The following is a 23651-nucleotide window of genomic DNA, read 5'->3' on the forward strand; positions in this document are numbered from 1 at the left end:
CACCAATCAAGATGACCACTAGGGGGCGGGCACACATGCGACAACAGAAGCTACAGTCACGGTCATTATTCGGGATGTTAATCACGCTTGGTGTTGTTTACGGCGATATTGGAACTTCGCCACTATATGTGATGAACGCGATCATTAATGATGCGGGTCGCTTAAAGTCAGCGACCCCGGATTACGTTATCGGCTGTGTGTCCTTGATTTTTTGGACACTAATGCTAATTACAACGATTAAGTACGTGCTGATTGCATTACGGGCAGATAACCACCACGAAGGCGGCATTTTTGCGCTGTACGCGTTAGTCCGACAACGGGCTAAATGGCTGATTTTTGTCGCGCTAATTGGCGGCGCCGCTTTATTGGCTGATGGTACCTTAACTCCCGCCGTTACTGTGACTTCCGCCGTCGAAGGCTTACGCGGCTTACCCGGAACCGCCAGCTTCAGTCAGCATCCCTTACTGGTACCATTAACAGTCACCGTCATCTTACTTGCGCTATTCATGATTCAAGGCCTAGGCACCGCACTGATTGGGCGGTCATTTGGTCCGTTAATGCTGTTGTGGTTTACCGCTATTGGTGTCGTTGGACTAGCCAACATTGGCACCGCACCAGTTATTTTAAAAGCGTTCTCGCCCTTTTATGCACTCAAAGTGCTCGTCAGTCCAACGAATAAGATGGGCATCTTCATCCTTGGTAGCGTCTTTCTCGCGACGACCGGGGCCGAAGCCTTGTACTCTGATATGGGCCATGTCGGTAAAGCCAATATCGATGCTACCTGGCCATTCGTCTACGGCATGCTCATCTTAAACTACTTGGGTCAAGGTGCTTGGATCATCCAACATTATCAGCAAGCCGGCTATCGTAATGCGGTAAACCTTAATCCTTTTTATGAGATGATTCCGGCTAACTTACGCGTTGCCGCCATTATCCTCGCTACTTTAGCCGCCATTATCGCCTCGCAAGCTTTGATTACCGGCTCATATACCTTGGTCGATGAGGCGATTGGCTTGAAGTTTCTACCGCGCATGATTATTAAACATCCTAGCCAGATTCGCAGTCAGATCTATATTGGCGCGATCAATTGGTTATTGTGTGGCGTCACTTTGGCCATCGTCTGGCTCTTCCAGACCTCCGCTCATATGGAAGCTGCCTATGGATTGGCGATTACGATTACCATGCTGATGACCACGATTTTACTGACTCAATTCGTCCAGTTACGCGGTCATCGCTATGCGGCACTCGGCCTACTAGCCGGGTTCGGTAGTCTTGAAACAGTCTTCTTGGTGGCCAGTCTGACCAAGTTCATCCATGGCGGTTACTTAACGCTAGGCCTGACGCTACTAATCTTCGCTATCATGGTCATCTGGTATTTCGGGAACAAACGGCGCCTGTGCTACAACCGCGACCAAGAACAAGTCAGCCTACTCGACTATCGCCAGCAACTCACCCAACTTAGCCACGATGACCGCTTGCCGTTATTCGCCACTAACTTGGTCTATCTCGCCAAAGTCGACGCGAATTATCACGTTAAACGTGCCATTCCGTATTCGATTCTAGATAAACGACCGAAGCGGGCCCGGGTTTACTGGTTTATCACGATTAACGAGACTAACCAACCCTACGACTGCAACTACACCGTAGATATGCTAGGCACTCGCAACATCGTCGAAGTTCAATTGAACCTCGGCTTCAAGAAGTCGCAACACGTCACAATCTATTTACGCGAAATCGTGACTTACTTGATTGCCAACCACATCATCGATCCACAGCACCCGCACTACGGCACCCAGACTAACCGCAATGTGGGCGACTTCAAGTTCGTTGTGCAGAATCAGCAGATTATGGATCTCAGCAGTTATCCGACCATGCGCCAGCTCGACCGGATCTTAATCGGTGGGCGGGTCCTACTGCAAAACATCACGCCATCATCGGCCAGTTGGTACGGCTTGGAATTTAGTGATGTCTTGGAAGAAACGATTCCATTATTCACGAATCCAGCGACCGATGCGACCTTGACCAATCGAGCGGTCCGGCATCAGATGCAACCACCGAAATAACAAAAAAACTCACTCGACCTTACACAATAATCCAAGTGAGTTTTTTGTTATTTCGATGTCATTCGTTTCGGATGTTCAGAATCCTGCACCCCAAGAACATCTAAGAAGAACGCAACAATTGGAATCCCAACGATCAAGCCCCAAGCACCTAACAAGCTTTCCATAATAATCAGCGTGATAAATGTGGCAAAGACCGGTAAATCAGTTCGGTCGGCCATGAGTCGGGGATGTAAAAAGTAAGATTCAAACGCATGGATAATAATGACCAAGACGATAATCTCGGCAACACGGACTAAACCACCAGACGCAAAGGCCAGCAAGGTCAATGGAATCATCGATAACAAGACCCCTGCTACCGGCACTAAGCCTAAGATGAAGACGATAATTGCCAACACCATAATACTCGGCATGCCGATAATGGCAAAACCAATCGTCATTAAGATGGTATTAATGGTACAAATAATCAATTGGGTTTCGATAATTTTGCCTAAGATTAGAACAAACTTCCGACCTAAATAGTAGACATTGTGGAAGAACTTACTGAACCGCGACGTTAAGAACTGGCGACCAAAGCTCATCATCCGGCCACGCGTTAACGTGAAGATGAAGCTTAAGAAAATTGCCATCAAGACGTGCGTAAAGCCAGTTCCAATATGACCGGCCTCTTTAATCCCAGTCACTAACAAGGTCTTTCCATTTTGAATCAACTCGCTACTATGAATCGCTTGATCGACCCACTTATCAATATTTTTATTCCAGACCGGATGATTGGTGACCGCTTTTGTCAGCATATCCGGAATCACTTTTAACTGCGTGATTAACGTTGGCGCGGCATAGGATAAAGCCCCAATCAACACCCCAATGACGACCACGTAAACCACAATCGCCGCAATCCAATATGGCAGATGGGTCTTCACGTTCAACCAACGACTAACTTTCACCGCTAAAAAGGCAAAGATCACCGTCAGTAAGATGACCGTCGCAAAGCCACGCATTAAGTAAATGAGCACGATTAAAAACGCTAGCGTGAGATACATATCCACATCGTCACGCTTCAAAAAACGAATGATTCGATCCATTAACAGGTCCCCCAAATCTTCTTACTTCTAATATATATACGACTAATAACGCTTGGTTCTAGTGGGCTTAAATTGCCACTCTGGTTGGTCCAGAATCGGCTGGAACGTGGTGGCCACGTTTTCGAGCCATAGTGCGGTCTCGAAAGCCGGGCTTTATCTAAGTCGGAAAATCACCGACTAAGATAAACGACACCACTGAGCCAATTCTGGCCCGCCCGTCGTTAACTAACAGGTATTAAAAAACTAACGATTGATTATTTTCAGTTCGGTCATTTAGCCGAGCGGTTGGTTCCTAAAATGCTCAGCCGTGTCGTTGACTTCAAAATGGCCCATGGCGTTCCAGCGTTTTAGGAACAAACCGGCAGGCGGCAAGTTTAACTAGCACCAAGCGTAGCAACATTACTTGTCATTATAGCATTGCCCCCTGCAAAACGTGGGGTCAGCCACTTCCTTAAGCAAAACTTGACTTTCAAGATTTGAACCGGTAAAATGGTTTCAACATTAAAGAACGATTAAAAGATGAGTAGATCAGTAGTGGTGTTAAGCGAGCATTGGGTTGGTGGAACAATGTCGCCACGCTGATTGAAGATGGTCTTGGATTAAGTTCACGTTGGTGAGTGATCCCCACAAACTAGCGTCGCCGCAACTGCCCGTTACCGCAGTTAGGGATCGTGACACCTGTCACCGTCCTTATGAGCAAGCACCCAGCTTGAAACTCAGGTGGTACCACGGCCAAACGTCGTCCTGATTGATTTAACGATCAATCAAGGACGGCGTTTTTTTCGTTCTTAACTAAAAAAATTATGAGGTGTTCAATTATGACAGAATCAACTTTAACCGCACCATTTCGCTACGATGTCGTCGGCAGTTTACTCCGACCGACCGCTTTAAAACAAGCCCATGCCCAACTAGCTGCGGGTGATATTACCGCTGAAGCAGCCTTACGGGTCCAACAAACTGAGATCAAACGCATTGTTGACGAACAGGTTAAGCTCGGCTTACATGCCGTGACCGATGGTGAATTTTCACGGAGCTGGTGGCATCTCGACTTCTTATGGGGCCTAACCGGCGTTGGTAAATATGACTATCATCAGAGTTATAAATTCAAAGGCGACCATACCCGGACTGATAATGCCGAATTGGTCGGCAAAGTCGCGTTTAACCCAGACCATCCCTTCTTCAAAGCTTTTAGTTACTTACAATCAATCGTTCCCGATGGCGTCTTAGCCAAACAAACGATTCCGTCACCATCAATGCTCTTCCGGGACAACCGCAGTGACAACTGGCATCAATTCTATGACAGTTGGGACGCATATCTGGACGACTTAGCGACAGCTTATCACGAAACGATTTTACATTTCTATGACCTCGGCTGCCGCTATATTCAACTCGATGACACCACTTGGGCCTTCTTAATCAGTAAGCTCAATGACGATCAGTTATCCGCCGCCGATCACGACCATTACTTGCAAGTCGCCCAAGACGCTGTGACTGTAATCAACACGTTGTTAGCTGACCTCCCTAGTGACCTGACTGTAACCACGCATATTTGCCGCGGAAACTTTAAGTCGACATACCTCTTCTCTGGTAGCTATGATGTTGTCGCTGATTATTTAGGGCAACTGCATTATGACGGGCTATTCTTGGAATATGACAACCAACGTGCGGGTGGCTTTGACGTCTTAGATCGGATCTGGAACGGTGACGCTCACAAACGAATTGTCTTAGGCTTAGTCACGTCTAAGTTCCCAGAACTTGAAGCCAGTGACCACCTGATTGCCCGTATTCACGAAGCCGCGACGAAGGTGCCACTAGCTAACCTGGCCTTATCCACACAATGCGGTTTTGCTTCGACTGAAGAAGGCAACCAGTTGACTGAAGCCAATCAATGGGCCAAGCTACAACTGGTCATTGATACTGCTAATAAAGTCTGGCCAGAAGCTTAATGAACCCAAAAGGCTCTCGAATCTGTTAATCGATTCGAGAGCCTTGTTTTATTTTTACACTCAATTACGCTTGGTACTAGTAGAATTAAATTGCCACTCTGGTTGGCCCAGAATCGGCTGGAACGTGGTGGCCGCGTTTGGAAGCCAAAGTGCGGTCTTCCAAGCCGGGCTTTATCTAAGTCGGAAAATCACCGACCAAGATAAACGACACCACTGAGCCAATTCTGACCCGCCCGGCGTTAATTAACGTGAATTAATGACTATTTATTGTCGACCACAAATCAACCGGCAGGCGACAATTGGCGGTAATTTTAACTAGCACCAAGTATATTCAATTAATTATGTATGGCCCGTGACCATCGCCCATACACCTAAAATAATACTGACTTGCCGACAAAAAGAGTCATCAATCATTACAACAGTCATTTTATAATTGAACTGGATTATGGGTCACAAAATAGTTTAACTGCTAAAGGCGTCTTATACTAAGTTAAACGAAAGGAGACTCACCCTGATGGAAGTAAAGATAGTAAGTCGCAGTAACACTTCAGCATTGAGTTTACCGAAAGACAAACGTTTCAAAAAAGTCCAACGTTGGCTGCTAATCCCTGCCACAGACGGAGAATCTTTCACTTTGGTTCCAAGAATGGAAAATCCATACACCCCAACTAAAGGCTCAAAATCTATAACTGAAGAATGGTCTGACGTTAATTGGAGCGAAGTAGAATAATGGTATATACACCTAAGCAAAAAGATCTCATCTGGGTTACCTGACCTTAGATAATACTTCCCAGATTCAGGGCCAAATTATCGCTGCACAAATCTACTCATTTGATGCATCGCCCAATGCAAATCGTCAAATCGACTTCATTGAGACTATGCGTGACGAAGACTTTTATCGAGCCGCACAAATTGTTTACGACAACTTTGATTTTCCGTTTTAGGTCAATCAAGGTCATTTGACCACACGTATCAGACAAATAGATCTAAACAAAAAACAAGGTATCTCACACAACTTTTTCAGCTGAGATACCTTGTTTGTATAGTCAATTAATTACGCGTGGTCCGTGACCGTAGTCGTTGCCGCCACGGTTTAACCGGCTGCGAACTGCTCGCCTTAATGGGCCGGTTGAGTAAGATAACGCCAATAATGATCGCCGCAAACCCAACAATTTTGGCTCCGGTCAAGACTTCACCGAACGCCCAGACACCGATCAAGCCAGTAATGGCCGTGCCAACCCCTGCCCAGATCGCATAACCGACGCTGAGTGGTAACTGACGCAACGCTAAGGAAAAACTAAAAACAGCTAAGCCGTATAATAACATCCCCGCGATGCCGATCCATTGATGGTTAAACCCATCTGAAAGTTTCAACAAACTAGTCCCTAAAATTTCCACACCAATTGCTACTATTAACTGTACCCATGCCCGCATGACACAGACCCCCTTTTAGCTATTTAATAAAATCGCGCCAATCACAATGGCCAATAAGCCACTGATTCGACTGAGACTAAGCCGTTCCCGGTACACGACGACGGCTAAGATCACCGTAGCAAACGTGCCAAGACCTGCCCACATGGCATACGTCACCCCTAATGGTAACTTTTGCATGGCGAGCGTCACCAAGACCAAAGAACTAAAATACCCCAACAACACCATTATCGTCGGTACCAAATTCCGAAATCCGTTCGCTTTCTTCAAGAAAAAGCTGCCCACGACTTCCATTAAAATACCGCCAAACAATAATACGTATGCCATATTTATCACCTCGCTAAAATTTTCGCTGTTCTCCCATTCTACGGAAGTTTTTCTAAAAAGGCAATCAAAAGATACGCCTGGCTGATTACAGTTTCATGACAAAATGAAGACAAACAAATAGCGTCATCTAGCCAACTAGCTAAATCACGCTCAAAATTTTAAATATAGAAATAGATGGAAAAGTACATCAAGGTCGTCCCAATCATCACGAAGATATGCCAGATGACGTGCAAGTATTTGATATGCGGGAAGCTGTACAATAAGGCGCCCAAAGTAAACGCCACCCCACCAGCAACCAAGAGCCAGAACCCAGTCAGACCCAGATTCAGCCACAACTGCCGACCACCAGCCAAGCACATCCAGCCCATCAACACATAGATAATCGTTTCAATCTTATGCAGACGTCCCGGCCAGACCGCATTTACCGTAATCCCCGCAATCGCCAGAATCCAGATGGTGATTAGAATCGTCCAACCAAGCCAACCGCGAATCGCCAATAAGCTAAACGGCGTATATGTACCGGCAATCAACACGTACACCCCACTGTGATCTAAGATTCGGAACACTTCCCGCGCTTTGGTAAAGTACAGACTGTGAAACATCATCGAACAAGTATAGAGCACCAGTAACGAGCAGCCATAAATGATAAAAGCTGTCCATTCTAATCCCCGACCGTCTTCATACGCTTTGAACATCAGAAAGACAAACCCGACAATGCTCATAATCAAGCCAATGCCGTGAGTGACTGCATTTAAAACTTCATTCGTAATTTGATAGCGCCGCGTTGGCTGTTGCATGTTAATCACCTCGAAATATCATTGGGTCTAGCATACCATCATATAATGTTAATATCAATACATCTAGTCTATAAAACTAGATGATTAGATTACTTTACTTAGTTTGGTGTGGATTGCCACTCTAGTTGGACCAAAATTGGCTGGAACGTGGTGGCCACGTTTGTGAGCCGAAGAACGGTCTCACAAGCCGGGCTTTATCTAAGTCGGAAGACCACGACTAAGATAAACGACACCACTGAGCCAATTTTGGTCCGCCCGTCGTTAACTAGTAGTAGTTATAGATAAACTAGTTACTAAAACTGCTCAGCTGGGGCGTTGGTCTTAAACAATCTAAAATCAACCTTTTAACCTATCTCATAGCTAAAAAATCGCGTACCCAGCTGATGACTGACCACGCGATTTGATACTTAACGATGTTGATTCAAATAAGTCTCAACATCGCGACCTAAGTGATTCATGCCGCGGTATTGTTGATACTGGTTTCCACTTTGTGCCAAGACAACAATGCTATAGACACCTTGCTTCGTTTTAAAGAGAGCCGCATCGTTTTGAACACCTTTATCTGGATACTCGCCCGTTTTATTGTAGACAGTCGCCTGCTTGACCAGCGCCGGCAACTTACTGTGGTTACGACAGCCTTTTAGCAACGTCAGCATTTTCCGGTCGTAGGTCCGGCCTAACAGTCGGTGCTGATAAACGCGGGTCAAGAAACGGGTTAAGTCTGATACCGACGTATAGTTATCATGCCCGTGCCGTAACGCTTGCGTATCTAACAAATGTCGTACTAACGTGGTTTGCTTAAAATGAAACGCCTTAATCGTCTGATTAACTGCTTTTAGGCCACCAGCCCGCTTGATTAAACGATTGGCCGCCGCGTTATCAGAGTTATGAATCATTAATTGTAAATCTCGCTGATTTTGAGCCGTCAATCTAAACCGCTGTTGCTGCACCCGGCGATAAATCGCCAGCATAATATAAACCTTAATCGTGCTAGCCGCGCGTTGCCGCCCAACCTTGCCATTACCAGTCTGTACACTGACTGGCCGTTGACCCAGGCGCGTCACTTTGACCGACCAGCGACCACCCATGGGCTTTAGGTCCCGTTTGGCTATTTTTTTAATCGCCGTTTGCTCCTGCTTTAAGCTCGTCGCTTGGGCGTTAGTCGTCCATAACCCAAGACCGACAACTGCAAGTAGCATGACTAAAACGAATTGACTGAACTTTTTCAAGCGAAGACCTCCATTTTAGTAGTAATACCCACGCTTAGGCTGAAACTTAGTCCATACGAGGTTTGGCCCCATTTGTGCCGTTTCAATTAAGACTTTATGTGATTTGTGCTTAATCGTACGCTGACTCGCACGTATGTCCGGCGCATCCGTAAACTGACCCAACACAATTCGATAGGCACGCACAGACCGATTATTTTTAAGGGACATCGTCGATTTATATGCCCGCAGCTTCTTACCGGTCAGCTTAGTCACAAGATGCCATTGATGACTTTTCTTCATATACTTTCGAACGGAACGGGGTTTGATCACTAACCGGTAATGATGCCCATCGCCACTTAAAGTCGCATTGTTATAAAAATACCAAGTACCGCGCAACGATTTTGGCATCGTCCGTGTATAGTCACTCGCTTGCGAGTTAACTGGTGCCACCATCAATCCTATGCCAGCCGTAACGGTTGCCAGTCCTAATATCCAACCAAACTTTTGCATGCTTCAGACCTCCAAGTCTTAATTAATCTGATAGTCCCCTTTAATATGTTGGAAACTTGTCTCTACACTGTATTCGCCATCGTCCATATCGACTAACCGCAACGTATACGTCTGCCCAGGCGCGGCGGTGATACTCATCATTTTAAGTTTCGTTGAATAACCGTCATTCGTACGATAATCGACTCGGGCTTCTTCAATTGTTCCCCGCTCGTTCGACCACAACCGCCAATGCCAACCATCGTCAGTTTTAAAGAATTTTGAATAAGTGACTTCATTGTTGTTACGAGTACTACTTTCTTCCGTAGCCGTATCGGTGAATTGATCTAACGTTTTGGTCTTTCGATCAGTATCATTATCACCATAATGATACTGCCCTTTTAAATGCTGAAAACTGGTTTCAATACTATATAAATAGTCTTCAGCCCCGACAAACTTTAAGGTATAGTGCTGCCCATTTTGTGTCACACTCGACATATTTAAATACCACTCCATCCCATCAGTCTTACCTTGATCGGACAAGATGCGCCCCTTTTCAATTGTTCCACGTTTATTAGAGGTCAACTCCCAATACCAACGACCACCTGTCTGATAAAACTCTGAATAGGTGATTTCATGATTATTCATTGTGCTATCATCTTCCATTGCTTTGACGTTACTGACGCCATTCAAGATGGTCACTAATTCATGATTAAGTGGTTTAACATCCTTAGTCTCACGCGTCGTACTCGTTACTGCGGTACTACTACTAGCAACCGAGCTAGTTGTCGATACTGACGACGCCCTACTACTGCTAACAGCGGCATGACTCGATGCCGTCGTAGGTTGCGTCTGGTTATCACTCGACGCCCCCATCCAAAATAAGCCTACTAAGAAGATCATCGCACAAAGTCCCATTCCCAGTAGTACCCACAAGATCCATAATCCTTTTTTCATAAGCTCCTCCAAAATTAGCTGGTTTTAATGTCGTGATAATTATAGCAAATATCACCATATGGGAACGCCATTATTAAAGAAAACGGTCTAACCAACGTTAAATCTGCTAAAATATCCATAAGGGGACCTTAAAAGGAGGAGTTTGTTACATATGGAAAAATTGACCACATTACTCGCATTAGGTGCTATCACTGGGGGCTTAGCCTGGGCACAACCATCTAAAGCCGACACGACCTCAGCCAGGACCACAACTGCCAAAACGACCAAAAAGGTAACGAAAAAGAAAAAAGCCAAGCATCATTACTTATTAGTGATGGGCCACGGGGCTGGTGACCCCGGCGCCCGCGGTCAAGGCACAACTGAAGCTACTTTTATGCGGCAAAAGTTAATGCCCAAGTTAGCGAAATACGCGAAAAAGATTAAAAAGAGCAACGTGACAATCTACAATCCTAGCCACAACATTGTCCGTGATACATTAGTCTTCCATAAGGGTTCCTACAAGATCAAGAAACATACAACCGTCATTATGTTCCATCTTGACGCCACCACGAGTGCGTATGCACACGGGGGCCATGTGATTATCCACAAAAGCAAACCGACTAAACGTGACGTTAAGCTCCGGAAAGTCATTAAACAATATGTCGGTTTGAACCCCGCCAACAACGGCTACAGCTTCCGCACCAACTTGCGGAATTGCAACGTTTTACGTAAACGCGGCATCGACTACAGCTTGATTGAAACGGGCTTCATTACTAATAAGTCCGACTTCAAGCACATCAACAAACACTTAGATCAGATTGCCAAGGGTTACGTTGAAGCGATTGCGAACGAAAAAATCAAATAAGGCAACTAACAAGGACTGAAACCACAACGTTTCGGTCCTTTTAATTATCCCGCCACAATACTATCCCAAAAACGATTGCCATCTCGCCCTGTGTTAAACTAAGCTTAGTCATTACTAAACGAAAGAAGTGGCATCAACATGTTAATGTCAATCAGTCTAATCATTATCGGCTTTTTAGTCGGGCTATTAGTAATCTCCACTGGCGGCGGTGGCGCGGCGATTTACTTGGGACTACTCACCAGCGTCTTCGGCCTTGCCCCAGCCGTCGCCGCTTCAACGTCCCTCGTCACGGCGTTCCCATCACTGTTAGTTGGCGCCTATGGGCATTATCGAACCGGCCAGATTCACTTTAAGGTCGGTAATCAAATGCTGATGACCGCCATCCCAGCGACGATTGTCGGGGCATTAGTCGCGCCTTACATTTCTTCAGTTGCATACACTTGGATTGTCGCCATCATTCTAACTGGCCTAGGTATTCAGATTCTAATCAAACGCTTTTTCAGTCATGGGGATCATCCGGTCCAACACCAAGGCAGCCAAGCCGCTATTTATGGGCTAATCAGTGGGATTATGGTTGGTGTGGCCGGCTTAAGTGGCGGTGGTCCGATTATCGCGGGGTTACTTGTCTTAGGACTCGATATGCTACCAGCCGCGGCGACCTCCTCATACGTACTAGTTGGGACGTCATTGGTTGGCCTACTCTTTCACCTATCGGCCAACAACATTAATTGGTCAGTCGGTCTCAGTCTGATGGTCGGTGCGGTCGTTGGTGCTTTTTGTGCCCCGCGCCTACTAGCTAAAGTCGATGCCGCCAAGCTTAATGCGTATGTGAAACCGTTTATGGGCGTGTTGTTAATCATTATGGGATTACGGATGCTAGTTTAAGCCACACTAAAAGTCCGGTTATCGCGCTAACGATAATCGGACTTTTTATGACCCATACATTTGGTACTAGTTGAATTTAACCCCCAAATTTAGCCGAGAGGTTGGTTTCTAAAATACTCAGCCGTGTCATTGGCCTTAGTGCGAGTGATCTGCCCGGACTTAGGCCAACGACAATTTCAAAGACCGAATTTTGGCTTCAAAATAGCCCATGGCGTTCCAGCGTTTTAGAAACCAACCAGTAGGCGGCAACTTTACCCAGCACCAAGCGTTGACCCATGATCAAACTCGTTCTTCCGCATGGGCCGCAACTTGCTGGAAGATACTGATGATATGCTTATCTGCCAGTTGGTAGTGGACGTTGCGCCCATTACGCGTCCCGACCACCAACTTTAAATTCCGTAGCACGGATAGTTGGTGCGAAATATTCGATTGCGTTAAATTCAAGCCGGATGCGAGTTCCCCCACACTTAGCTTCGAAACGCCTAAAGCATACAGAATACGGGCGCGTGTGGGATCACCCAAGGCTTTAAAGATGGCGGTAATTTGACTCAGCTCCGCGTCTTGCGGGATTAACTGACTGAGCTTAGTGACGATGGCTTGATGTTCATTTTCTGGATTCATAGTTGCTCCATTTTCCGATTGTTTCCACAAATTAAAGGTGTTACAATACACATGAACAGTCATTCATATGTCTGGTCATTCATAAATTAATTATAACCATTCAACGGTCAAATTCAACTTAGAAGGGTGCGATTCGAATGGCGCATGATCATCAAATCAAACAACAGACCACGGCTTTTAAAGTTGGGGTCATCTTAAATTCAGTCTTTATCGTCTTAGAAGCCGGCTACGGGTTGTCGAGTCACTCACTGGCCTTAGTCGCCGATGCCGGTCACAATCTCAGTGACGTTCTCGGCCTCCTAATCTCTTGGTTAGCACTATGGCTCGGACAAAAAAGTGCCAATGCGAAGTACACGTATGGGTATAAAAGCTCCTCGATTCTCGCGGCGCTTTTCAATGCCGTCTTCCTACTAGTTGCCATTGGTGGGATTTCGGTCGAAGCCATTCAACGACTCGACCATCCGGCCCCCGTTGCCGAATGGGATGTCATTATCGTGGCTGCCATCGGGATTTTAGTGAACGGCTTCACGGCCCTCTTATTCATGAAAGGGCAAAAACATGATTTAAATATTAAAGGCGCCTTTCTCCACATGGCTGCCGATGCCGGGGTATCACTAGGCGTGGTCTTAGCCGGTTTCGTTATCTTAATGACCGGCTGGTACTGGCTAGACCCTGTGATTTCCTTACTGATTGCGGTGGTCATCTTAATCGGAACTTGGGGCTTACTCCGCGATGCCATGAATTACTCGTTGGAAGCCGTGCCTGACAATATCGATCAACAGGCGATTCGCGATTACTTACTATCACGGCCAACGGTTAATCAAGTCCATGACCTGCATATCTGGGGCATGAGTACGACCGAAACCGCGATGACTGTCCATCTTTGTCGTTCAACTTTAAACGATAATAACGTCTTTCTGGAAAAGCTCAATAAGGGTTTGAGCGAACAGTTCCCGGTGACCCATATTACGGTACAAGTAGAACTTGGCAAGGTCGATTATGAAACGACAGATACTTCGATTTAAAACTAAAAATGGTTTGGGACAAAAGTCCTAGAACCTAAATAAGTAAGTGATGTCAATTTCCGGTTTGTGGCGATTGACACCACTTTTCTTTTTAGATTGAGTTTTAAAGTGGTTTGATTACTGGTATAATTCATTTGCATGGAGCTAACGATCTCTTTTCTTTTTTGGTTTCAGCGCCTTAAGAATATCAGGGATCGTCATCTCTGTGTATACATAAGTTTAAAAAAGGTAGTTCTGAGAAATCAAATGATTTCTCAGAACTACCTTTTTTAATGCAAGCCGGGAGCTTTTGTCCCAAACTCATCTTTTTTAGACTCATTAAAGTTAGTCCGTACCAAGCTTAGCAATTTCGGCATCAAAATCAATCTTATCAAACTCACCGTTTAACCAGGGATTGTTTTCAATGGGTTGATATTTTATGAGTCCTGCTGGCTTAGCAACTAATAAATACTTCGTTTTTGCGGAAATTTCTGTTTCCTGTGAAACCGTTAACCCAATTGACTGACCGACTTTGCGCATCTCATACCCGCCAATGACAGGCATTTTACTGCTAACTAACATATTTATAGTCGCCTCCACTTGCCATACAACGACACTCAATTTAATGCTAACTCTGGATCAACCAGCCCTCAATTAACTTGAATAATCCCAGCCGCTAACAAGAACATATGCGTCACCACTGGCCCGACAAAAGTAAAGCCATGGCGATGCAAGTCTTTCGCCACCCGCGCCCCAAATGTCGAACGCGTCGGTAATTCATCGTCTGGTGCTGGCATGATTAACGGGGTTGCATCGACAAACGCCCATAAATAGTGACTGAAACTGCCATATTCGGCTTGTAGCTTTACAATCGCTCGCGCATCGGTCATGATTGCACGTAACTTCCGACCATTATGCATCACACCGGGTGCTTGCATGAGCCGTTCAAAGTCTGGTTCATCAAAACCAGCTACTTGCTCAACTCGCAATCCAGCCATGTGTTGACGTAGGAGCGGTAATTGACTCGCCGCGACCTGCCAACTGAGCCCGGTTTGCAAGATACCGACGATCAACAGTTCAAATAAGACATGATCATCGTGCGTTGGGGTGCCGAAATACGCACTGTAATCCGCAACTCCATCGGTCGTAATCTCATTAAAATCATCGCTTGCAATCATTCAGCACTCGCCAACCAATACCCATTTTCAATCCGATTCAGCAACGTCACCAGCTGTTTGGTTTCGGCAACGTCGTGTACCCGCAAGATTCGGCCACCTTTTAACATCATCGTGGCTTCCGTTACTAAAGTCATTGGCAAGCGGTCTTCTTTTTTCAGACCCAATAAGAGTCCCAAGTAACCTTTGCGTGAGATAGCAACCATCATCGGCCGTTTTAAATAGTTGAATTCATCAATATTACGCATCATCACATAGTCTTGTTCACCATGAGCAACTTTGGAATAACCAATACCTTGATCTAAGGCGATTCGTTCTAGATCAATCCCCGCCGCGGTCAATTCAGCTAGATTCTGCTCGAAAAACTGCCGCATACTACTCGTTAAGTCTGCATACTCTTGGTCGCGACTACTATGCATCGTCAATAGCCCCACCCGGCTATCTGCCATTAATTGTAGCTTACGCGGATCATCCGTGAAGGCATTCACGTCATTAATAATGCTGACGCCTTCCGTTAAGACCGCCTGCATCACGGGATACTTGTACGTATCGATAGCCAAGACGGCTGCTGGAAATTGCGCTTTGATGGCGCGAATATATGGCAAGGTTCGGTCTAATTCTTCGGCTGGCGTGACTTCTTTAAAGCCAGGCCGCGTCGTCTGACCATTGACTTCGATGACATCGGCACCCGCTTGGAGCATCTCATCGACGTGGGCCAAGACATCAGCCATCGTTTCGTAGCGGCCACCATCGTAAAAGGAATCGGGCGTAATATTCATAATGCCATAGATTAAGGGCTTTGTCGTTAAGTTGAAACGATGATCACCCGCTTGCCAGTAGATGTCATATTGCTTCATGATTTGCGTCAATTGAATCTGTACGGTCGCCTGTTGTTGAAAGACTTGGGACCAGTGCCGTGTTAATTGACGGGCCGCTGGTTGGCTGAGCAGCATCGTCAAAGCCGCGGGACTCGCCTGCACGACGCCATCTAATTGGTGTGCCAACTGGGTTAACTTGACTTGTTGTTCCCGGTCATACTGCGTAAAACGGAGCACGAGCTGTTGTTCCCGGTTGATTTGGGTACTCAGCGCCTGACTAGCAAAGTCGCGCGCTTCAGCAAATGTACTGGTAATATCTTGAACTAACATCGATGCCACCTAACCTTTCCTTGTTCACAATTGTTGTTTCAGTTGTTGAGCGGCTTGACCGCGATGACTCAGTGGAATCCGCCATTGATCTGGCAATTCGGCTAAAGTCCGACCAAAGTGCGGTAACCAAAATAACCGATCAAAGCCACCCGAATACCGACCGATTTGGACCGGTAATAAATAGCCAGTCACCGTTGCTTGGGCAACCACGACACGTCCATCCGGCCAAGCCGCTGCCAAGGTTGCGCGCATCGTGGCACGGCGTTGCGCTAACGGTAATGCATTTAACGTGGTAATTAGCTCACGGTTACGCTCAAAGCCACTCGTTTGCACACCCAAGTCCCGCGCCGTCGTCACCCCGAATATATCCGGGCGTGCTGGCAACTCTAAGCCACTATCATCCGCAATAACTGGCTGTTGCAAGGCCTGCGCCGCAAATCTAGCTTTACCGACAGCATTGTCGACATAACTGGTCGTCGTTTCAACCGGAAAGGCTAAGCGCGGATAGCGGGTCAAATATTGGGACGCCGAGACACCATAATAGGCTAAGCAACGCCGTAAATCATCACTTTTTCCTCGATTATTGGAGGCAATCAGCCAATCAATGCCCATCACTAAACACCTGCCAGCCCGTTTGTTGTAATTCACGCATCACATAAAAGGAACCCGTCACAATAATCGCCCCATTATCAGCCACAGCTTGTTGCGCTAACGTTAAGGCCGCTTGAATCGTTGACACCGCTTGAATCTGTGGTTGAACCTGTTGTTCGTCCGCGACCGTCTGAGCCACCGCAACTAAAGCATCGGCTGACAACGCTCGTTGCGGATTAGCCGGCGTATTGGTAATCACCATGGTTGCGGCTGAAACGAGTTGTTGGAGCATCGGTTCATAATCTTTGTCCTTTAAGACTCCGACAACCCAGACTAACGGCCGTTGGGGCAATAATTGCTGCACACTTGTGACTAACGCCTGCATACCATCGGGATTATGCGCACCATCCGCAATAATTAGTGGTTGTTTTTGAAGAACGGTCAAGCGGCCTGGTAAGCGAACTTGCTGTAGACCAGTCCGCACCGCCGTAGTGGTAATCGCTACCTGTTGCCGTTGCAGCACCGCAACAACCGTTAAGACTAAGCTGAGATTTTGTAACTGATAATCGCCTACTAAACCGAACTTTAACGCTGACCAATCGAATAAATCGCTACTCATTGAGACCGTCGTGCCAGTAATGTCACGTTGTTGCACGTGGACCTTTAATTGCTTTGCGACCACTAACGGAACGTTTTGCGCCTCAGCTTCAGCCGCAAAAACGGTATCCGCAGCCGGTGCTTGATTGGCTAACGTCACAACCGTCGTTTTCGGCTTGATAATCTTCGATTTATTGCGAGCAATCGCCGTAATCGTCGACCCTAAAATGGCGGTATGGTCTAAAGCGACTTTCGTAAAGACAGTGATTTGTGGGCCGGCCAAAGCATTGGTCGCATCATATTGACCACCTAGCCCCGCTTCAACCACAGCCCAATCAATCCCCAGATTACGGAACCAAACCATCCCAATCAAAAAGAACCATTCAAAAATCGACACATCCGCCGCCGTCAGTCCCATATTTGTTAAAACGGGCACGATCTCCTGGTACGTATCAATAAATTCCGCCGCTGTAATCCAGCGACCGTTCACTTGTAATTGCTCACGCGCATCATTAATCGCTGGGCTACTAAAACGCCCCACTTGATAACCTTGCGCTTGTAAGATACGCGCTAACATCGCGCCAGTTGAGCCTTTGCCATTCGTCCCCGCTAGATGAATCACGTGGAAATGCCGATCTGGCTGATTCAAATGCTGCATAATCCGTCGTAATAACGGGACTCGGTCGGCTTCAGTCACGAGCATCGCTTGATTCAATTGACCTAATAAATGCTGATAACGAGCTTCAATCTTAGTCGTTGTCGTCATGTGTCACCTGCCTACTGATTAATTCGTTGTAAGAATTCCCGCTTTAAGTCTAAATCATCACGGAATTTCCCGCTATAATAACTGCTTTCGGTCTGAACCCCCGGCTTGCTGACACCACGCATCTCCATACACATATGCCGCGCCGTAATCGATACTGCAATCCCAGCTGGGTCTAAGATTCGTTGGAGTTCGGTTGCAATCGTCACCGTTAAACGTTCTTGGACGTTAGGCTGTTGACTGCAATAATCGATTAGCCGTGGAATCTTGCTCAGCCCAATCACCTGCTCATGTTGTGGCACATAGGCAACTTGAACCGTCCCAAAGAAAGGTAACAAATGATGTTCACACATTGAATAGAACGGGATGTCCTTTAGTAAGACCATCTCAGTCGGATCAGTGATTTTAAACAACTTATAGTTATCGAATGGCGCCGCGGTCTTCGTTGCAAAGACTTCCGCATACATCCGAGCGACACGATCGGGGGTCTCAACTAACCCAGGACGATCGGGATCTTCACCAATCGCCGTTAAAATCTCACGTACTGCATGGCGAATCGTCGCCTGTTTCGTTTCATCAATCATCTTGCTCACTCACATTCCCTACATTTTTAATCCAACTCGTATCTTGATTAGCCGCAATCAAGCCGGCTAGCTGAGGCGCTACTAATGGATCATCTTTCGCAATCTCAGCGGTTGGTAATAGCACAAAGTTTCGTTCACCAGCATGCGGATGCGGCACTTGTAACGTTGCCGTGTTAATCCGTCGGCGACCCCAGAAAACAATATCTAAATCAATCGTCCGCGGTCCCCAATGAACATCACGTTGCCGGTGTAACTGATGTTCAATCGTATGTAACGCAGTCAATAGTTGGTCTGGCGTTAAAGTGGTCGTTAATGCGACCGAAACATTATAAAAGTTAGCTTGGTCCCGATTACCCCAAGGCTCTGTCTCATACCAGTTCGACGTGGCTAGCACCGTCACCGCTGGTAAGGCCCGCAACTGGGCTAACGCTTGTTGAATCGACGCCACACGCGGATGAATATTCGAGCCAACACTCAGATAGACGCGTTCTTCACTTGGCATGCGGCGCCCCCTCCACTTCAATCTCGACATCATCAAAAATTCCCGGCATCGGGACACTATACTTCCGAATTTTGACATTAATCGTCTCAACGGTCGGAAAATGATCCAGTAAAGCCGTTAGCAAGTGATTGGCCAACGATTCAATCAACTTATAGGAATGTGTGGTGACGAATTCATCTGTAATCGCACGGACTTCAGCGTAATTGATCGTCTCATGCACATCATCATGCCGAACTTTCGTTTCGATCGGATATTTAATTGCAATATCCAAGGCTAATTGTTGCCCGTTGCGCCGTTCTTCTGGTAGTACCCCGTTAAACGTATGGACGCGCAAGTTATTAATCCGAATCATTCCCATTAGAATCCCTCTTTAGCTGTTTTTAACTACCATAATAGCATGAAGCACCCGCTTAGTGATAGTAATCCGATGAATATCGAACTTTCATTCCCATAACGTTTGTCAATTGACCAAAAAACACGAACCTTCCAGTTCGAAGATTCGTGTTTTTAAGTTTTACGCTTGATGCGAGTTGAAATTGCCGCCTGCCAGTTTGTTCCTAAAATTGTGGTCGATAATAGATAATCATTAATTTCCATTAATTAACGCCGGGCGGGCCAGAATTGGCTCAGTGGTGTCGTTTATCTTGGTCGGCGACTTTCCGACTTTAGATAAAGCCCGGCTTTCGAGACCGTACCAAGGCTCGAAAACGCGGCCACCACGTTCCAACCGATTCTGGCCCAACCAGAGTGGCAATTTAAGCCAACTAATACCAAGCGTTAGGTTTATGAATTTTGCAGACCCGTTTCGAATTTAAAGACATTCCCAAGATATTGACTAGTTAACCCCGGTGTCCGCTCCACGATAAACGTGGCAACTGGCGACTGGGCCATTTGGGTCTGAATAAAGTCCGTATTGACCAAGTTGGCTAATGATAAAACAACAAAGATCACTAGGTAGGTCAACACAAAGGCGACGGCCCCACCCGCCAAGCTATTCACTTGCTTAATCACGGGTAGCCAGGTCACACCGCGTGACACTCGAGCTAATAAGCGAACCACCGACCACCCTAACGATGAGAGTAAGAAGAATGACACTAAGTTAATCACCAAGCCACTGATCGCATTTTGATTCATGAGCTTCAGACTAGTTAACAAATTCGCGATAAACGTGCCTAAGGGTTGATAAAGTACTCGTGCAAACACGAGCACCCCAATCGTTCCAATTAAGTGCAACACTTCAATAACAAAACCGCGGTGAAAGCCGCGCATGATCGCCATCACTAATAATAGTAAAATCACAATTGTAAAAATCATCGATGAAGAAACCTCCTATGTTCGTGACCTTATTTTACCAGTTCAACTTCTGACAATGACGATAGCCCACTAAAATTAACCCAAACTTAGAGGTCATCAGCCTGAGCAGCGGGTGATGGCCCAACTTGTCGCCACATGACACTAACCTTAACTCGTCAACTTGACTTCCGAACCGTTTTTCGTTACCTTTAATAGTAACTATTACCATTTAAAAATGGCCATTATTTTAGAAACGGAGCACCCTCACATGCGTTTAAAGCAGATCTTCTTAGGCACCGTCCTACTACTAGGACTCAGCGGCGTCTTAGCCGGCTGTCAGCAGATAGCTAGCCCAACCCGTCACGGTCAAATTAAAATCGTGGCCAGTTTGGATTTTTACGGCCAGACCGCTAAAAAAGTCGCTGGTAAGTACGGACAGGTCAGTTCAGTGATTGATCGACCAAGTATCGACCCGCATGACTACGAAGCCACGGTTCAAACAGCCAAGCAAACGAGTACCGCGCAATTATTAATTTACAACGGTTTAGGCTATGACGACTGGATGAGCAAGCTGATTACCAACAAAGCGCAAAACGCACAAGTCATTCAAGTCGGTCAAGATGTGGCCGGATTAGCCGATGGTGCCAATGAGCACGTCTGGTACGACCCGGCCACCATGCCCAAGTTAGCATTGCTAATTGCTAAGCACCTTGGCCAACTACAACCAGCCCATCGCCACTATTTTCTTAAGCAGGCCAAAGCCTATAACGCGAGTTTGGCTCCCTTAATGACCGAGATCAAGCAATTGAAACAACATGTCCACGGTCAAAAAGTTGCCGTTAGTGAACCAGTCTTCGACTATGCCTTAAAGGCGCTAGGCTACCAGATCAGCAACAATCATTTCGCCAAGTCGATTGAAGAAGGTGCCGATCCGTCACCAAAAGATATTCAGCAGATGCAACAAGATATCAAACATCATCGGATTGCTTTCTTTGTTGAAAACACCCAATCAGACAGTAACTTAGTCGACAATATGGTGAAACTAGCTAAAAAATCCCACGTTCCGGTCCTTAAAGTCACCGAAACCCTACCAGTCAACCAAACGTATGCCAGTTGGATGCTGAATCAGTATCGTCAACTGGCTAAGATTCAAGCCCAAAACTAACAGCGTGTTACTAAAAGGCCCTTTCAGAAAATTTCTGAAAGGGCCTTTTAGATTAAGTTTAATTTTTTTGTCGTTCATCACGCAATAATAGCGCTAAAATGACACCAACAATTTCAACGCCTAACATCGTCAAGAAGACGGCATGGTAGCCATGCAAGTTCGCCGTTAACGTTGGGACCCCAGCTTTTAACTGAGACGCGGTCACATTGGACAGAATTAACGTCGCAATCGCAACCCCGGCAGAACCTAAAATTTGGCGTACCGTGGTAATAACTGCAGTCCCGTGTGAAATCAGCTGATTTGGTAATGAATTAGCTCCTAAGGTCACAGCTGGCATCATGACAAAGGCATTGCCACCTTCAATTAAAGCGGCAATCAGGATCATTGTGACCAGATTAAGCTTGGCTGTGACTAACGCTAAAATCAGCCAACCAACCACGATCATACTCATCCCAATCAACATAATCTGTTTGTAACCGATCTTTTCCGCCAACTTCCCAGTTAAGGGATTCAAGATACTTAAAAAGACGGCGCCAGGAACTAAAGATAGCCCTGAAATAAAGGGTGATACCTTTAAGATCCCTTGATAATACAATGGGAAGACAATTGTGACCACAATTAACGCAATATAAGAAATGGCCGTTAAGAAGATCGCTAAGTCGTAATTAAACGTCTTTAAGACTCGTAATTCAAGTAATGGCGTCTCCAGATGGAATTGCCGATACGTGAAGTACGCCACGGCTAGAACGGACACGATTAATAAGACCCAACCAAATATCCAATTAACATTCGGCTTGCCAATCTCGTTAACCACATATAAGATTCCGGCAAAACCTAGTAGCATCACGATTGAAAGTCCATCAAGCTTCGATGGCTTGCTGACCATGACATCTTGGATTGTGACAAAGCTCAACACGATTAAAATCGTGGCAACCGTAATAAAGACTAAGAATAAGCCGTGCCAATCCGTAAACTTCAACACAACCCCAGAAATAATCGGCCCGCTGGCTAGGGCAGACCCCATCACGAGTCCAGCTACCCCCATGGTTGAACCACGCTTAGCTTCTGGCGTAATCGTCAATAAAATAGATTGATACGACGGAAACAAGACTCCGACCGCCGCGGCTTTGATCAAGCGGCCAACCATCATTACCGCAAAGCTTGGCGCAAAATAAATAATGATGGACCCAATATCAAATAAAACTAAAACAGTCAAAAATAATTTCTTAAAGCCAATATTATTTAATAACCACGGACTGATCGGCATCATCACGACCATCGTTAACATAAACCCTGTCGTTAGCCATTGGACTGTTGATGCTGAAATCCCGAAGTCCCGCATAAACGTTGGGTAAACCGTGGATAATGACGATTGACTAATCGACATCGTCCAAGTCCCTGTTAACAACGTAAAAATAAACCAGAAACGGCGCCGCCCAGCCAGGGTGATCGTTGTTTTGGAATTAGTCATCTACTCTCCCTCTCTCACTTTAGAACTATTATTATCTAACAGTTACTATTGTACTCATTTTAGGCTAAAATGTACAGGTGCGTTCACAATAAAAAAAGCGGTTAACCTAAGGGATTTAACCTAGGTTAACCGTTAATTATGCGCTTTATTCAGCCAACATGGCGGCACTGACCGTCTGTAGCTTGGTGTGGTCTAATTCGCCAGCTTTGACTAACGCCATCTTCTTCAGCGCAATCACCGCCCGATATTGTAGTTCAGCCACGTTGATATCGTCCCGTAGATCATAATGGGTTATCGTGACGTAAGCAGAGTTTTCGTAAACTTTTTCCACTTTAGCATAAAAATCATAATCGGTATTACCATTCTTTTGGCACTTAACACGATCCCCCACAGCAATTTTAGCCATCACTATCACTCCACTTCATAAAATATGCTCATAACATAGCACGGAATGTGGTGAATAACAATTAACAACACCGTTAACTGTGAAAATCCAGGGCTATTTTAAAGTATCTTTACAAAAGTAAGGCAACGTAACGAATGAAGGACTATCGGTTCTAGCCGTTAATGGGGTTATTTTCTATAATTGAAGATACAAAAAAAGTGTTCAGGTTTTATCCTAAACACTTTACTGTTTGCATGGCAACGTCCTACCCTCGCAGGGAGCGATCCCCCAACTACTCTCGGCGCTAAGAAGCTTGACTTCTGTGTTCG

At 46.0% G+C, this 23651-nt stretch carries 26 protein-coding genes; 7 read left to right on the plus strand and 19 right to left on the minus strand.

Annotated elements, in window-relative coordinates; translation table 11 throughout:
• Window positions 1-35: 35 nt before the first annotated feature.
• A complete protein-coding gene (locus tag FFM77_RS11640; protein ID WP_137635934.1) occupies window positions 36-2063 on the plus strand; it encodes a KUP/HAK/KT family potassium transporter in 2028 nt (675 codons plus the stop codon).
• 47 nt (window positions 2064-2110) lie between these two features.
• Here the strand turns inward: FFM77_RS11640 and FFM77_RS11645 are convergent, their stop codons facing one another.
• Window positions 2111-3142 carry an AI-2E family transporter gene (locus FFM77_RS11645; protein WP_137635935.1) on the minus strand — a complete coding sequence of 344 codons (1032 nt, stop codon included), beginning with the start codon at window positions 3140-3142 and terminating at the stop codon, window positions 2111-2113.
• An 818-nt stretch (window positions 3143-3960) separates the two neighbouring features.
• Here FFM77_RS11645 and FFM77_RS11650 point away from each other — a divergent pair.
• Together FFM77_RS11650 and FFM77_RS11655 are read left to right on the plus strand one after the other, a co-directional pair.
• Window positions 3961-5088 carry a vitamin B12 independent methionine synthase gene (locus FFM77_RS11650; protein ID WP_137635936.1) on the plus strand — a complete coding sequence of 376 codons (1128 nt, stop codon included), beginning with the start codon at window positions 3961-3963 and terminating at the stop codon, window positions 5086-5088.
• Window positions 5089-5602: 514 nt separating this feature from the next.
• Window positions 5603-5818: a transcription elongation factor GreAB gene (locus tag FFM77_RS11655; protein WP_171001620.1), complete on the plus strand. Its 216-nt coding sequence runs from the start codon at window positions 5603-5605 to the stop codon at window positions 5816-5818.
• 320 nt (window positions 5819-6138) lie between these two features.
• Here FFM77_RS11655 and FFM77_RS11665 read toward each other — a convergent pair whose 3' ends face one another.
• From FFM77_RS11665 to FFM77_RS11690, 6 genes are all read right to left on the minus strand, one after another.
• The gene (locus tag FFM77_RS11665; protein WP_137635938.1) at window positions 6139-6522 is read right to left on the minus strand and encodes a DMT family transporter; all 384 of its coding nucleotides are present in this window, start codon (window positions 6520-6522) and stop codon (window positions 6139-6141) included.
• A 15-nt stretch (window positions 6523-6537) separates the two neighbouring features.
• Complete coding sequence (locus FFM77_RS11670; protein WP_137635939.1) at window positions 6538-6846, minus strand: DMT family transporter; 309 nt, start codon at window positions 6844-6846, stop codon at window positions 6538-6540.
• A 158-nt stretch (window positions 6847-7004) separates the two neighbouring features.
• Window positions 7005-7643, minus strand: a complete 639-nt coding sequence (gene trhA, locus FFM77_RS11675) for a PAQR family membrane homeostasis protein TrhA (protein WP_137635940.1) — start codon at window positions 7641-7643, stop codon at window positions 7005-7007.
• Between the two features lie 407 nt (window positions 7644-8050).
• On the minus strand, window positions 8051-8842 hold the full coding sequence (locus FFM77_RS11680) for a serine hydrolase (RefSeq protein ID WP_137635959.1): 792 nt from the start codon (window positions 8840-8842) through the stop codon (window positions 8051-8053).
• A 45-nt stretch (window positions 8843-8887) separates the two neighbouring features.
• On the minus strand, window positions 8888-9361 hold the full coding sequence (locus FFM77_RS11685) for a hypothetical protein (protein ID WP_137635941.1): 474 nt from the start codon (window positions 9359-9361) through the stop codon (window positions 8888-8890).
• Window positions 9362-9379: 18 nt separating this feature from the next.
• Window positions 9380-10294 carry a hypothetical protein gene (locus FFM77_RS11690; protein WP_137635942.1) on the minus strand — a complete coding sequence of 305 codons (915 nt, stop codon included), beginning with the start codon at window positions 10292-10294 and terminating at the stop codon, window positions 9380-9382.
• 151 nt (window positions 10295-10445) lie between these two features.
• Here FFM77_RS11690 and FFM77_RS11695 point away from each other — a divergent pair, with 151 nt between their 5' ends.
• Together FFM77_RS11695 and FFM77_RS11700 are read left to right on the plus strand one after the other, a co-directional pair.
• Window positions 10446-11138, plus strand: a complete 693-nt coding sequence (locus FFM77_RS11695; RefSeq protein WP_137635943.1) for an N-acetylmuramoyl-L-alanine amidase — start codon at window positions 10446-10448, stop codon at window positions 11136-11138.
• 138 nt (window positions 11139-11276) lie between these two features.
• Window positions 11277-12023, plus strand: coding sequence for a sulfite exporter TauE/SafE family protein (locus FFM77_RS11700; protein WP_137635944.1), 747 nt, complete (start codon window positions 11277-11279; stop codon window positions 12021-12023).
• 279 nt (window positions 12024-12302) lie between these two features.
• Here the strand turns inward: FFM77_RS11700 and FFM77_RS11705 are convergent, their stop codons facing one another.
• Window positions 12303-12644, minus strand: a complete 342-nt coding sequence (locus FFM77_RS11705; protein WP_137635945.1) for an ArsR/SmtB family transcription factor — start codon at window positions 12642-12644, stop codon at window positions 12303-12305.
• A 137-nt stretch (window positions 12645-12781) separates the two neighbouring features.
• Between FFM77_RS11705 and FFM77_RS11710 the strand changes: the two genes are divergently transcribed.
• The gene (locus FFM77_RS11710) at window positions 12782-13669 is read left to right on the plus strand and encodes a cation diffusion facilitator family transporter (protein WP_137635946.1); all 888 of its coding nucleotides are present in this window, start codon (window positions 12782-12784) and stop codon (window positions 13667-13669) included.
• Window positions 13670-13993: 324 nt separating this feature from the next.
• Here the strand turns inward: FFM77_RS11710 and FFM77_RS11715 are convergent, their stop codons facing one another.
• The 9 genes from FFM77_RS11715 to FFM77_RS11755 all read right to left on the minus strand — a co-directional run bounded on the left by FFM77_RS11715 (window position 13994) and on the right by FFM77_RS11755 (window position 20322).
• Window positions 13994-14230, minus strand: coding sequence for a hypothetical protein (locus tag FFM77_RS11715; protein WP_137635947.1), 237 nt, complete (start codon window positions 14228-14230; stop codon window positions 13994-13996).
• Between the two features lie 68 nt (window positions 14231-14298).
• Window positions 14299-14826 (minus strand): DNA-3-methyladenine glycosylase I, encoded by a 528-nt coding sequence (locus tag FFM77_RS11720; protein ID WP_137635948.1) that lies wholly within the window; start codon window positions 14824-14826, stop codon window positions 14299-14301.
• Window positions 14823-15971: a dihydropteroate synthase gene (gene folP, locus FFM77_RS11725; RefSeq protein WP_137635949.1), complete on the minus strand. Its 1149-nt coding sequence runs from the start codon at window positions 15969-15971 to the stop codon at window positions 14823-14825. The genes FFM77_RS11720 and folP overlap by 4 nt, the downstream gene beginning before the upstream one ends.
• A gap of 24 nt (window positions 15972-15995) precedes the next feature.
• Window positions 15996-16583, minus strand: a complete 588-nt coding sequence (locus tag FFM77_RS11730; protein ID WP_137635950.1) for a non-canonical purine NTP pyrophosphatase — start codon at window positions 16581-16583, stop codon at window positions 15996-15998.
• Complete coding sequence (locus FFM77_RS11735; RefSeq protein WP_137635951.1) at window positions 16573-17925, minus strand: bifunctional folylpolyglutamate synthase/dihydrofolate synthase; 1353 nt, start codon at window positions 17923-17925, stop codon at window positions 16573-16575. The genes FFM77_RS11730 and FFM77_RS11735 overlap by 11 nt, the downstream gene beginning before the upstream one ends.
• Window positions 17926-17936: 11 nt before the next feature.
• Complete coding sequence (gene folE / locus FFM77_RS11740) at window positions 17937-18506, minus strand: GTP cyclohydrolase I FolE (RefSeq protein WP_137635960.1); 570 nt, start codon at window positions 18504-18506, stop codon at window positions 17937-17939.
• Window positions 18499-19008: a 2-amino-4-hydroxy-6-hydroxymethyldihydropteridine diphosphokinase gene (folK, locus tag FFM77_RS11745; protein ID WP_137635952.1), complete on the minus strand. Its 510-nt coding sequence runs from the start codon at window positions 19006-19008 to the stop codon at window positions 18499-18501. The genes folE and folK overlap by 8 nt, the downstream gene beginning before the upstream one ends.
• Window positions 18998-19366 carry a dihydroneopterin aldolase gene (gene folB / locus FFM77_RS11750; RefSeq protein WP_137635953.1) on the minus strand — a complete coding sequence of 123 codons (369 nt, stop codon included), beginning with the start codon at window positions 19364-19366 and terminating at the stop codon, window positions 18998-19000. Before folB ends, folK begins: the two co-directional genes overlap by 11 nt.
• A gap of 425 nt (window positions 19367-19791) precedes the next feature.
• The gene (locus FFM77_RS11755; RefSeq protein WP_137635954.1) at window positions 19792-20322 is read right to left on the minus strand and encodes a CvpA family protein; all 531 of its coding nucleotides are present in this window, start codon (window positions 20320-20322) and stop codon (window positions 19792-19794) included.
• Window positions 20323-20569: 247 nt separating this feature from the next.
• Between FFM77_RS11755 and FFM77_RS11760 the strand changes: the two genes are divergently transcribed.
• Window positions 20570-21466 carry a metal ABC transporter solute-binding protein, Zn/Mn family gene (locus tag FFM77_RS11760; RefSeq protein ID WP_137635955.1) on the plus strand — a complete coding sequence of 299 codons (897 nt, stop codon included), beginning with the start codon at window positions 20570-20572 and terminating at the stop codon, window positions 21464-21466.
• A 58-nt stretch (window positions 21467-21524) separates the two neighbouring features.
• On the opposite strand, the gene FFM77_RS11765 is transcribed toward FFM77_RS11760, so the two are convergent.
• Window positions 21525-22937, minus strand: coding sequence for an MFS transporter (locus FFM77_RS11765; protein WP_137635956.1), 1413 nt, complete (start codon window positions 22935-22937; stop codon window positions 21525-21527).
• Between the two features lie 145 nt (window positions 22938-23082).
• Window positions 23083-23343 carry a DUF2187 domain-containing protein gene (locus FFM77_RS11770; protein ID WP_137635957.1) on the minus strand — a complete coding sequence of 87 codons (261 nt, stop codon included), beginning with the start codon at window positions 23341-23343 and terminating at the stop codon, window positions 23083-23085.
• Window positions 23344-23651: the final 308 nt, after the last annotated feature.

Origin of the sequence: Lactiplantibacillus songbeiensis (assembly GCF_005405125.1) — a bacterium.
In the GTDB taxonomy this organism is placed as follows: domain Bacteria; phylum Bacillota; class Bacilli; order Lactobacillales; family Lactobacillaceae; genus Lactiplantibacillus; species Lactiplantibacillus songbeiensis.